This window comes from Pseudoblastomonas aquimaris, from assembly GCF_035481675.1.
Lineage (GTDB): Bacteria > Pseudomonadota > Alphaproteobacteria > Sphingomonadales > Sphingomonadaceae > Alteriqipengyuania_B.
Map to the genome: position 1 here is coordinate 894,324 of NZ_JAYJJW010000001.1, position 11,681 is coordinate 906,004.

Here is an 11,681-nt window from a genome sequence, read left to right on the forward strand (position 1 = left end):
TCCGTTTTGCCTTAATCGCGGGGAGAAAGATTCGCTCACTATCGGCCCGGCACCTTCGTGCCGGGCCGCCATTTTTATCAGTCGCCCGCGCGGTCCACGCGCTGGCCTTGCCCTGTATCGCCCTTCGGCACGTCCATCGTGCGAATGTGGACGTCGCGCAGCTGGCCCGCGCTGACCGGGCTCGGTGCGCCCATCATCAGGTCCTGCGCCCGCTGGTTGAGCGGGAAGGCAATGACTTCGCGGATGTTCGGCTCGTCGGCGAGCAACATCACGATGCGGTCGATACCGGGGGCCGAGCCGCCGTGCGGCGGGGCGCCCAGCTTGAACGCCTCGATCATGCCGGAAAACTCGGCATCCACGGTTGCCTTGTCGTAGCCGGCGATTTCGAAGGCCTTGTACATGATTTCCGGCTTGTGGTTCCGGATCGCCCCGCTCGACAGCTCGTAGCCGTTGCAGACGATGTCGTACTGCCAGGCTAGGATATCGAGCGGATCCTTGTTCTCCAGCGCGTCCATCTCGCCCTGCGGCATGGAGAACGGGTTGTGGCTGAAATCGACGCGCTTCAGTTCCTCGTCGTACTCGAACATCGGGAAATCGACGATCCAGCAGAACTTGAAGCAGCCTTCCTCGATCAACCCCAGTTCCTCGCCCACGCGAGTGCGTGCGGCACCGGCGAGCTTTGCTGCGTCCTTTTCCTTGCCCGCGGCGAAGAACAGGCCGTCGTTCTCACCAAGGCCGAGTTCGGCATAGAGCTTTTCCATGCCTTCCGTACCGTGGTTCTTCGCGATGGGCCCGCCGAATTCGCCGCCCTTGCGGGTGACATAGCCGAGGCCGGCGAAGCCTTCCTTGCGCGCCCAATCGTTCATGTCGTCGAAGAACTTGCGGCTCTTTTCGTGCGTGGCCGGCGCCGGGATCACGCGCACGCGGCCGCCGCTGCCGACGATCTTTTCGAACAGGCCGAAGCCCGAAGTGGTGAAATGTTCGGTCACGTCGCTGATGATTAGCGGGTTCCTGAGGTCCGGCTTGTCGGTGCCGTATTTCAGCATCGCCTCGGCATAGGGGATGCGCGGAAATTCACCCGCCGGGGTCACGCTCTTGCCGCCCGAGAATTCCTCGAAAACGCCGGCAAGGACCGGTTCGATCGCCTGGAAGACGTCTTCCTGCGTCACGAAGCTCATTTCGAAGTCGAGCTGGTAGAATTCCGGCGAACGGTCGGCGCGAAGGTCCTCGTCGCGGAAACACGGTGCGATCTGGAAATAGCGGTCGAAACCGGCGACCATCAGCAGTTGCTTGAACATTTGCGGGGCCTGCGGCAGCGCATAGAAAGTGCCGGGATGCAGGCGGCTGGGCACGAGGTAGTCGCGCGCGCCTTCGGGGCTGGAAGCGCCCAGGATTGGCGTCTGGAATTCGCTGAACCCCTGCGCGATCATCCGCTGGCGCAGGCTGGTGATGACCCGGTTGCGCAGCATGATGTTGTTGTGGACGCGCTCGCGCCGCAGGTCGACGAAGCGGTACTTTAGGCGCGTTTCTTCCGGATAATCTTCCGCCTGGTTCACGATCAGCGGCAGTTCCTCCGCCCGGCTCTGCACTTCGATGCTGCGAGCGAAAACTTCGATTTCGCCCGTCGGCAGGTTGGCGTTCACCGCCGCGGCATCGCGCGCCTTCACCTCGCCGTCGATCGTGACGACCGATTCCAGCTTGAGCCGTTCCAGCACGGGCAGCGCGTCGCTATCGCTGTCCGCCACGATCTGCGTGATGCCGTAATGGTCACGCAAGTCGACGAACAACACGCCGCCATGGTCGCGCTTGTTATGCACCCAGCCCGACAGGCGGACGGTTTGGCCGACATCGCTCTTGGTCAGCTGTGCGCAGTTGTGGGTACGATAGGCGTGCATCTGTGAACTTTCCAATTCGGGGATTAAGGCGCTAAGGGCGCGGCCGCGTGATGGGCGCTCCCTACCAGCGGAACGCGCGCGCTAACAGGGCAAGCCCCGGCTTTTGTCAAGCTCGGGCGCGCCAGACTGGCCTGCGATCCCCCCGACACGGGGAGCAAGGGCCGATGGGCGGCATACCGCCCGACCAGAGAAAAGACCGATGAAAATCCACGACCTGATTACCGATACCGAAACCCTCGCCGATCTCTGCCAGCGCCTCGCCAAGTCCGACTTTGTCGCCGTCGACACGGAATTCATGCGCGAGAATACCTATTACCCCCTCCTCTGCCTGGTCCAGATCGGCAACGAGGAAGAGGCTGCGGCGATCGACCCGCTTGCAGACGGCATCGACCTTAAATCCCTGTGGGACTTGCTCACCGATAACGAGGATGTCCTGAAGGTCTTCCATGCCGGCGGGCAGGACGTGGAGATCGTCTATAATTTCACCGGCAAGACCCCGCATCCCATCTTCGACACCCAGATCGCGATGATGGCTATCAGCCAGAACGAGCAGATTGGGTATGCTAACCTGGTCGAAAGCTGGCTCGGCCTCACCATCGACAAGGGCGCCCGCTTCACCGACTGGAGCCGCCGCCCGCTGACCGACCGGCAGATCGAATACGCCATCGGCGACGTTACGCACCTCGCGAAGATTTTCCCGAAGATGCTGAAAAAGCTGATCAAGACCGACCGCGGCCGCTGGCTGAATGCGGAAATGGACAAGCTGGCCGATGCGGAAAACTATCGCAACGATCCCGGCGAGGTCTGGCGCCGCATTCGCGCGCCCAGCCGGAACGCGACCGTCCTCGGGCGGCTGAAGGCGCTCGCCGCCTGGCGGGAGCGGGAGGCGCAAGACAAGGACATCCCCCGCGGCCGGATCATGCGCGACGAGACGCTGGCCGATATCGCCAGCCATCCGCCCAAGAAGCAAGCCGACCTTGCGAAGGTTCGCGGCCTCTCCAACGCCTGGCGCGAGAACGACATCGGCCGGCGGATGATGAAGGTCCTGTCGAATGCCGAACCGCTACCGGGCGATGAAATGCCGGAGAAGCGTTCTTCGGGCCGCCCGCTGGGCAAGGAGGGTAAGCTTGTCGGCGATCTCCTCAAGCTGCTGCTGAAGATCCGCAGCCGGGAAATCGACGTTGCCAGCCGCCTCCTCACCCGTTCCGACGAGATGGAGGCGCTCGCTTCCGGCGAGCGGGACCTGCCGATCCTCGAAGGCTGGCGCTATGAAGTGTTCGGCAAGGATGCGCTGGAGCTGGTCGAAGGACGCATGGCCTTCGCGGTGGAAAAGGGCCGCCTCAAGATGACCCGGATCAACGGCGAAGCGGAAGAGGCCGCGACCGCCTGATCCGATGTCCACCTACCTGCCCACCCTCAAGCAGCTGCAGTATCTCGTCGCGCTGCATGAACACGGCCACTTCGGCCGCGCGGCGGAAGCGGTGTTCGTGTCGCAGTCGACACTCTCGGCAGGTATTCGCGAACTGGAATCGCTTCTCGGCGTGACGCTGGTGGAGCGCAGCCGGCGGGTGGTCCGTTTCACCGGTCTTGGCAATGCGGTGGTCGCAAAAGCGCACCGCGTGCTGCGCGAGGCCGAGGAATTGTCCGATCTGGTTCAGGCCGCCGGCGCGCCGCTGTCGGGCGAAATGCGCCTCAGCGTGATCCCCACCATCGCGCCCTTTGTGCTTCCGCGCCTGCTGCCGCGCCTCAAGAAGGAACGGCCCGGCCTCAAGCTGTTCCTGCGCGAGGAACCGAGTGCCGCGGCAATGGAATCGCTCCAGCACGGGCGCGCGGATTGCGTGCTGCTGGCCCTGCCCTACCCAATCGGCGAGGCGGCATACGAGGAGATCGAGGACGACCGCCTGTTCGCCGCCTTTCCCGAAGGCCAGCCGGGCAATCTGCCAGACGAGGTCGATCCCGCGATCATCGAGGAAGGCACGCTGCTGCTGCTGGAAGACGGGCACTGCCTGAAGGACCATGCCCTTGCCGCCTGCAACCGCCCCGAACTGCGCGCCAGCGCAACGATGATCGGCACCAGCCTGCACACGCTGGTGCAGATGGTCGACAATGGGCTCGGCGTCACGATGCTGCCCGAAATGGCCATCGATGCCGGTATCCTGCACGAAACCAGCGTAGTTGCCCGTCCGCTGGAAGGCGACGGCGCAGTGCGCCATATCGCCCTCGTCTGGCGCAAGAACTCGCCGCGCGAGGACGATTTCCGCCTGCTGGCCGAAGAGTTACGCGCGGGGTAAGCACACCTGTGCATTAACCTTTTGTCAGCCCCGATCCTGCTATTCCGGAGCGTGGGGTAGCACAGGGGCTAAGGGCACATGCGTTCGTACAATCGCTTCACGACCGATCACACGGTCCATTTCGAGACCGAAAATCAAAGCGGCAGTGCCGCGCTCTACAACTTGTCGAGCGGCGGTTGCATGATCGAATTGTCGGACACCGAAGCCGAGGAAGGCGCACCGCTGATCGTGACGCTGAAGGAAGGCGTCGAGATGCCCGGCCATATCGTTTGGCGGATCGGCAAGAATGCCGGAATCAAGTTCGAAATGCCGCTGCATACCAAGGTGGTCGAAACCTTCGGATACGACGAGGACGAAGTGTTCGACCGCAACGATCCGCGCGACCGCTTCGGCATCCCGCTGGTCGAAACCCGCAAGACCGGTTCAGGCTACATGGGCTGACCGGAAGCCGCCCGGCTTTCGCAGAACCCGCGTGCGCGCGAGTCGGCCAGTTTCCGTTCTTCTCCGGTGAGCAGGTGTGGCCGCGCGATCGGCCGGCCCTCCGCATCGAAAAACGCCCCCGTTCGGCCCTTTCGCTGCCATTTGTCGCGCAGGATCCGGCCGAATGCCCGCGCGACCATCTTCAGCGCGCCGCCTGTTTTCAATCCCGACGTGTCCCCGCAACCGCTCTCCGTGAACACATGCACCGGGCCATCGGCCGCAGCGGGCTTCTTGCCTTTCAACGGATAGGCGATCAGCGAGAGGAACGGCCACTTGCCGTCCATCATCGTGTTGGCGATCGGGGTACGGCACTCGCGGCAATACCAGCGCAGCAGCTTGCCGTCCGTCACGCGGACACTGGCGAGGCTTTCCTCGCCCTTCCCGATTTGCAGGCCGAAGGCGCGGGTCTGCACCAACGGCGTTCCCGCATGATCGTCCAGCACGTCATCGCCCTTGTCGAGGTGATGCACGAATGCCTGGCAATCGCGGCAATGGCACACGAGCCAGCTTCCCTCCGCCGCCGCTTCGGCGGACAGCGTTCCGCCGACCGCACCGCAATCGCATTCGAGGATCAGGTCGCCGGCCATAAGTTCAGTCCATGTGCTTGAGGCCGACCCGCAGGTAATCCCAGCCGGTGATGACCGTAAGGATTGCTGCGGCCCACAGGCTCCAGAGCCCGACCATGTGCGGCACGTTGAAAGTGAATTCGCCCAGCGTCATCATCCAGCGCGGCAAGCCGCCTGCAAGTATCAGCGAGCCGAGCGATAGCATCTGGAAGGTCGTCTTCCACTTGGCGAGGCGACTGACCGGGACCGAAACCTGTATGCCGCCGAGGAATTCGCGCAGGCCGCTTACCGCGATTTCGCGGATCAGGATGACCAGCCCGGCGATGACGTGGAAGTCGCCCACCAGCGGCCCGCGCAGCCAGCCTTGCGCCGTCAGCACCAGGATGACGGCGGCAACCATGATCTTGTCGGCGATGGGATCGAGGAAGGCACCCAGCTTGCTGACCGTGCCGCTCGAGCGCGCCAGCATCCCGTCGAAGTAATCCGTGATGCCCATCAGGCTGTAGAGACCGAAGGCGAGCAGGTAACCCAGCTCCCACCCCGGCCACCACAGCAGCGCGACGAGAAACGGCACCGCAAAGATGCGGCTCATGGTGAGGATGTTCGGCAGGGACAGCATCGGCTGCCACCCCTAGCGCGCCAGACCGCCGGGCAAAAGCCGCGAGTAATCACTTGTCCCGCGTCATCTTGCCGCTACGGTCCCGCACACTTCAGGGGCTACCAAGGGCGCGCATGTCGACCACAACCGAACTCTTGCGCGCACGGCGTTTCCTGCCGCTGTTTGTCACCCAGCTGTTCAACGCCTTCAACGACAATGTCTACAAGACGACGATGGTCCTCTTCGTCGTCTACACCGTCTATAATTCGGCGGAGACGGAGACGATGTTCTCCAGCCTCGCCTCGGGCCTGTTCATCCTGCCCTTCTTCCTGTTGTCCGCCCTTGCCGGCCAGCTCGCCGACCTGCGCGACAAGGCGCGGCTGATCCGGCGGATCAAGTTTGCCGAGATCCTGCTGATGTCGGTGGGCGCGGTCGGCCTGTTCCTGGCCTGGCGCGGTATTGCGGTGGACACGGTGGCGATCCCGCTGCTGCTCGCGACCCTGTTCGGCACCGGGGTGCAATCGGCATTCTTCGGGCCGATCAAGTACGCGATCCTGCCCCAGCACCTGAAGCCGGAGGAAGTGCTGGCGGGCACAGGCCTGGTCGAGGCCGGGACCTATATCGCCATCATGGGCGGCGTCATCCTTGCCGGCCTGCTGTCGGAATCGATCGAAATCGCGGCCTTCGCCATCATCGCCTTCGCGCTGATCGGTTATGCCGTGTCGCGCCAGGTGCCCACCGCCCCGCCCATGGGCACGCAGGAAACGATCGACTTCAATCCCTTTACCTCCTCATGGCGACTGGTGCGCGACACCGTCCACAACCGCGAGGTGTGGTTCGCCATCCTCGCCATCAGCTTCTTCTGGACCATCGGCAGCGTGCTGTTCATCCAGTTCCCCCCGCTGGCGAAGAACGTCCTGATGGCCGATCCGAAGGTGGCGAGCCTGTTCCTCGTTTTCTTCTCCATCGGCGTGGCGATCGGCTCAGTCGCGGTAAACATGCTCCTGAAAGGCGAGGTTTCCGCCCGCTACGCGCCGGCGTCGGTCGCCGCGATGGGCGCGATGGTGGCCGTGTTCTACTTCGTGTGCCGGGCGTGGAATGCCGGGCTGCGCAGCCAGGAACTGATGGATGTATCCACCTTCCTCTCCTACCCGCTGGCGTGGGTGGTGTTGGGGAGCCTGCTGCTGATCGCGATCTTCGGCGGGATGTTCGTGGTGCCGCTCTACGCGTTCCTCACCACGCGCGTGCCCGCGAATGTCACCAGCCGGACGGTCGCGGCGAACAACATCGTCAATTCCGGTGCGATGGTCGTCGGATCGCTGCTGGCGTTTGCCCTGAGCACGATCGGCGTTCCGCTGGCCGAGCAGGTCCTGCTGTCGAGCGCAATGTGTCTCGTTTCGATCTGGCTCGGCTATCGGCTGCTGGTGGCCGAGCGCGCTGCCCGGCCTGCCGGTCAGGCGATATAGGCGGATACGCCGAACAGGCAGGCGCAATAGGCCATCATGAAATGGCGGATGTCTTCCGCTTCGATCCGCCAGGGCATGCGGCTCGGCACGGGCTCTGCCTCCTCGCCGCTGCAAGCGAAGACATGCGGCGGCAGGCTGGCGCGGAACGGGTGGCGGGCGGCTTCGGTGGTTAGGGTGAGTGAGCGTCTCATAGCGAAGGTGTTAACGCCTTCTTTACGATAATGGCCACGGCAGGAAATCCACCGTCGCAGGACGGGACATTAAGGCTGATCGTTCACGCTGAAGATGTCGGATTGCCGTTGCGAAGGGGCGGCGCTAGGGCGCTGGCATGAGCGAAAACCAGACCGCGGCCGCCCTCCTCGTCGACAGCCTGATCGAACAGGGCTGCGACCGCATTTTCACCGTGCCGGGCGAAAGCTTCCTCGCCGTGCTCGACGCGCTGCACGACCGCGACGCGATCGACGTCATTACCTGCCGGCAGGAAGGCGGGGCAGCGTTCATGGCCTGCGCGGACGGAGCGATGACGGGTCGCCCCGGCATCTGCTTTGCCACCCGCGGTCCGGGCGCGACCAACGCCAGCATCGGCGTGCATGTCGCGATGCAGGATTCGCAGCCGATGGTCCTGTTCGTCGGCGATGTCGGCCGCCCCATGCGCGACCGCGAAGGTTTCCAAGAGATCGACTTTCCCGCCTTTTTCGGCCCCATCTGCAAATGGGCCGCGCGGATCGACGATCCCGCCCGCGTGCCCGAATATATCGCCCGGGCCTATGCCACGGCCATGAACGGTCGCCCCGGCCCGGTGGTCCTCGCCGTGCCGGAAGACATGCTGGTGGAAGAGGTCTCCGGCGCGCCGCGGCCGATGGTCACCCGCCCCGCACAGGCCGCCTGTCCCGACGCGATGGGTGCGGTGATGGCGATGATCGGCGATGCGGCCTCCCCCGTTGCGATCGTCGGCGGCGCAGGGTGGAACGCGCGAACTCGCGAATATTTCACCCAGTTCGCTGAACGGATCGGCCTGCCGGCCGCCACCGCCTTCCGCCGGCAGGACGCGATCCCGGCCAGCAGCGCGGTCTATGCAGGCGCACTCGGCTACGGCCCCAATCCCAAGCTGGTCGAACGCGTGAAGAACGCCGACCTCCTCCTCGTGGTCGGTGCCCGGCTGGGCGAAGCGACGACCGACGGTTACACCGTCGTCACGCCCGACCATCCCGGCCAGATCCTGATCCACGTCCACCCCGATCCGGAAGAGCTCGACAGCGTCTATCGCGCCGATCTCGCCCTGTGCTGCGACACGGCCGAGTTCGCCGAAACCGCGGCGCTGTGGGATGACGACATCCTGTCCTTCGATGCCGGCGCGCAGGCCAATCGCGAATGGTCGGAATGGGCGACACCGCAGCCGGGCGAAGCAAAGCTCGATCTCGGCATGGCGGTGGGTGCGATGGTGGAGCATTGGCCGGAAGATACGATCGTCTGCAACGGCGCGGGCAATTTCGCCGGCTGGTGGCATCGCTTCTGGCGCTATCGAGCGCACCCTTCCCAGTTGGCCCCCACCTGCGGCGCGATGGGCTACGGCGTGCCCGCAGCGGTTGCCGCCGCGCGCCGTTTCCCGGACCGGCAGGTCGTCGCGGTGGCGGGTGACGGCGACTTCCTGATGAACGGGCAGGAACTGGCGACCGCCGCGCAATACGGCCTCGACCTCACCGTCATCGTGGTCGACAATTCAGCCTACGGCACGATCCGCATGCATCAGGAGCGCGAGCATCCCGGCCGCATTTCGGCCACCACTCTCGCCAATCCCGATTTCGCGGCTTTCGGCAAGTCCTTCGGCGCATGGTCGGCCCGCGTGGAAACCACCGAGGAAATGCTGGCCGCGCTGGAAGAAGCGCGTGGACACACCGGCCTGCGCCTCATCCATGCCGTCACCGATATCGAGTATATCGCCGCATCCGGCGCAACGGTCAGCGGGCTGCGCAGCAAGTAGCGCGCACAAAAAGAAAGAGCCGCCTCCCGAAAGGAGCGGCTCTTTCCGTTGAAACCGAACGGTCGGCAGAAGCGGTATCGCCGGACGCGTCTAACGGTTTCAATCGATCAACGCGCACCCTGACCGTTGGTTTCCGCGCGCGCATTCGGTTCGTCGCAAATTACACGCCGGCCAGCGACATGATCACGGACCATTCCTCCGGCTTGATCTCCGCCACAGACAGGCGGGACTGGCGCACCAGTTCGCAATCCTCCAGCGCGGGTTCGGCCTTGATCTGCTTCAGCGTGACCGGGCTCGGCAGCTTCGTTTTCGGCTTCACCTTCACGGCGGCCCACTTGCCGGTCTCGTCCGTCGGATCGGTGATGCCGGCCACGCTCACCTCGCAGATGCCGACGATCTCCAGCCCTTCGCGCGAATGGTAGAAGAACGCCTGGTCCCCTACTTCCATCGCAGCCAGGTTGTTCTTCGCGCGGTGGTTGCGAACGCCGTCCCACGTGCCTTCCTTTTCCGCGACAAGATCGTCCCAGCTGTACTTGAACGGTTCGGATTTCAGCAGCCAGTAGCGTTTCGCCATCATATCTCCTCACGCCCGGGCGGGCGGAAAGCTCGTGTTAACCAGAATTTCAATTCCTTGCGCGATATCCTGCGGACACGTGCAAGGGGGTACGATTGAGCGGTTCTCAACCGACTACGGATGACGCCATGGCCCGTTCCGCCAAGCCGGAACAGGGTGATAAGCGCGATTTCATCACCTTTGGCATCGCCATTGCGGCCATCATCCTGTTCGTCGGCACCGCCGGACAGGTGCTGGCGCAGACCGTGAAGAACGTTCTCGGCCAGGCCCCCGCCCCCGATCCGCTGCTGCTCAACGCCGTGATCCTGAACGTGGCGCTGATTATCCTCGTGTGGCGCCGCTACCGCGAATTGACCGCAGAGATCGAGCAGCGCCGCGAGGCCGAAGCGCTCGCCCGCCGCCTCGCAGAGACCGATCCGCTGACCGGTTGCCTCAATCGCCGCAGCCTTTCCGCCGCCGGTGCCGCACTGCTACAGGCGGCTGCGGGCGAGCGACGATTGGTTGCGGCGATGATGCTCGACCTCGACCATTTCAAGGCCATCAACGACCTGAACGGGCACAAGGTCGGCGACCAGGTGCTTGTCGAACTCGCCCGCCGCATCCGCGGCGTCATGCCGGCCGATGCGCTCGTCGCCCGCCTCGGCGGGGACGAATTCGCCTGTTTCATGCGTTTCGACGCGCGCAGCCGCGAGGCGGTTGATCGGCACGCCGCGGCATTGCTCAAGGCCATATCCGCGCCGGTGGTGATCGACGGGCTGGAAATCGACATCAGCACCTCGATCGGGATCGCCGCAAGCGACGGCCTCGAAGGGGCATCGCTCGACGAATGCCTGTCGCAGGCCCTCGTCCACCGCGCCGATATAGCCATGTACCAGGCCAAGAAGGCCGGCCGGGCCCAATTCGCTTGGTTCGAACCGGCGATGGAAAACGAACTGCGCTTCCGCAACGAGCTGGAAGTCGGCATCCGCAACGGCGTGCGCGAGGGCCACTTCAAGCCGTATTACGAAAGGCAGATCGATCTCGCCACAGGCGACCTCATCGGTTTCGAGATGCTCGCCCGGTGGGAATCGCCCGACATGGGCCTCGTCGGGCCCGACATCTTCATCCCCATCGCGGAAGAAATGGGCATCATTTCGGAAATGTCCGACCGTCTGGTGGAGCAGGCGCTGGCCGACGCTGCCGGGTGGAGCGAGCACCTGACGCTGTCGATCAACGTCTCGCCGGTCCAGCTGCGCGATCCGTGGTTCGCGCAAAAGCTGCTCCAGCGCCTCCACGCCGCGCATTTCCCGCCGCAGCGGCTGGAGGTGGAGATTACCGAAAGCTGCCTCCACGAAAATCTGGAAGTCGTCCGCACGGTCATCGCCAGCCTCAAAAACCAGGGCGTAAAGATCAGCCTCGACGATTTCGGCACCGGCTATTCCAGCCTGTCGCAATTGCGCAGCCTGCCGTTCGACCGGATCAAGATCGACCGCAGTTTCGTGAGCGGCGTCGACGGCGACGAGAACGCCGCCACCATCGTCGAATCCATCGTCCAGCTCGGCCAGGGGCTGAACCTGCCGATCACCGCGGAAGGCGTTGAGAACGAGGCAATCCTCGGCTTGCTCCGCGGCATGGGCGAGATGAAGGCGCAGGGCTATCATTATGGCCGCCCTGCCGATGCGGCTGCGACGCGCGACTGGCTGGCGAGCCAGGATCTCGTGGTCCCTGCCGCCGAGCTCGAGGCGCTGACCGCCGACGAGGCGGCCCGGGCTGCCGAGACGGAGCCTGCGCGCCGCACCGGCTGACAGCCTGCCGTCCGGCCCCAGCTATACTCCCCACAGCTTTACTGGG

The 11,681-nt window shown here is 64.4% G+C and carries 11 protein-coding genes; 6 read left to right on the forward strand and 5 right to left on the reverse strand.

The window, feature by feature from the left end; all coding sequences use genetic code 11:
- Positions 1 to 77: 77 nt before the first annotated feature.
- The gene (gene aspS / locus VCJ71_RS04285; RefSeq protein WP_324639379.1) at positions 78 to 1,895 is read right to left on the reverse strand and encodes an aspartate--tRNA ligase; all 1,818 of its coding nucleotides are present in this window, start codon (positions 1,893 to 1,895) and stop codon (positions 78 to 80) included.
- Positions 1,896 to 2,094: 199 nt separating this feature from the next.
- Between aspS and rnd the strand changes: the two genes are divergently transcribed.
- The 3 genes from rnd (at position 2,095) to VCJ71_RS04300 (ending at position 4,627) form a co-directional block, all read left to right on the forward strand.
- Positions 2,095 to 3,285, forward strand: a complete 1,191-nt coding sequence (rnd, locus tag VCJ71_RS04290; protein ID WP_324639381.1) for a ribonuclease D — start codon at positions 2,095 to 2,097, stop codon at positions 3,283 to 3,285.
- Positions 3,286 to 3,289: 4 nt separating this feature from the next.
- Complete coding sequence (locus tag VCJ71_RS04295; RefSeq protein WP_324639382.1) at positions 3,290 to 4,186, forward strand: hydrogen peroxide-inducible genes activator; 897 nt, start codon at positions 3,290 to 3,292, stop codon at positions 4,184 to 4,186.
- 78 nt (positions 4,187 to 4,264) lie between these two features.
- Positions 4,265 to 4,627 (forward strand): PilZ domain-containing protein, encoded by a 363-nt coding sequence (locus tag VCJ71_RS04300; RefSeq protein ID WP_324639383.1) that lies wholly within the window; start codon positions 4,265 to 4,267, stop codon positions 4,625 to 4,627.
- On the opposite strand, the gene VCJ71_RS04305 is transcribed toward VCJ71_RS04300, so the two are convergent.
- Both VCJ71_RS04305 and pgsA read right to left on the reverse strand, forming a co-directional pair.
- The gene (locus tag VCJ71_RS04305; RefSeq protein WP_324639385.1) at positions 4,615 to 5,253 is read right to left on the reverse strand and encodes a DUF6151 family protein; all 639 of its coding nucleotides are present in this window, start codon (positions 5,251 to 5,253) and stop codon (positions 4,615 to 4,617) included. The genes VCJ71_RS04300 and VCJ71_RS04305 overlap by 13 nt on opposite strands.
- 4 nt (positions 5,254 to 5,257) lie before the next feature.
- Positions 5,258 to 5,851 (reverse strand): CDP-diacylglycerol--glycerol-3-phosphate 3-phosphatidyltransferase, encoded by a 594-nt coding sequence (gene pgsA, locus VCJ71_RS04310; protein ID WP_290135412.1) that lies wholly within the window; start codon positions 5,849 to 5,851, stop codon positions 5,258 to 5,260.
- Positions 5,852 to 5,964: 113 nt separating this feature from the next.
- Between pgsA and VCJ71_RS04315 the strand changes: the two genes are divergently transcribed.
- Positions 5,965 to 7,296: an MFS transporter gene (locus VCJ71_RS04315; protein WP_324639388.1), complete on the forward strand. Its 1,332-nt coding sequence runs from the start codon at positions 5,965 to 5,967 to the stop codon at positions 7,294 to 7,296.
- Here VCJ71_RS04315 and VCJ71_RS04320 read toward each other — a convergent pair.
- Positions 7,284 to 7,487, reverse strand: coding sequence for a hypothetical protein (locus tag VCJ71_RS04320; RefSeq protein ID WP_324639391.1), 204 nt, complete (start codon positions 7,485 to 7,487; stop codon positions 7,284 to 7,286). The genes VCJ71_RS04315 and VCJ71_RS04320 overlap by 13 nt on opposite strands.
- A gap of 137 nt (positions 7,488 to 7,624) precedes the next feature.
- Between VCJ71_RS04320 and VCJ71_RS04325 the strand changes: the two genes are divergently transcribed.
- Positions 7,625 to 9,277 (forward strand): thiamine pyrophosphate-dependent enzyme, encoded by a 1,653-nt coding sequence (locus VCJ71_RS04325; protein ID WP_324639393.1) that lies wholly within the window; start codon positions 7,625 to 7,627, stop codon positions 9,275 to 9,277.
- Between the two features lie 160 nt (positions 9,278 to 9,437).
- Here the strand turns inward: VCJ71_RS04325 and VCJ71_RS04330 are convergent, their stop codons facing one another.
- On the reverse strand, positions 9,438 to 9,851 hold the full coding sequence (locus VCJ71_RS04330) for an EVE domain-containing protein (protein ID WP_324639395.1): 414 nt from the start codon (positions 9,849 to 9,851) through the stop codon (positions 9,438 to 9,440).
- 128 nt (positions 9,852 to 9,979) lie between these two features.
- Between VCJ71_RS04330 and VCJ71_RS04335 the strand changes: the two genes are divergently transcribed.
- The gene (locus VCJ71_RS04335) at positions 9,980 to 11,635 is read left to right on the forward strand and encodes a putative bifunctional diguanylate cyclase/phosphodiesterase (protein ID WP_324639397.1); all 1,656 of its coding nucleotides are present in this window, start codon (positions 9,980 to 9,982) and stop codon (positions 11,633 to 11,635) included.
- Positions 11,636 to 11,681 lie beyond the last annotated feature (46 nt).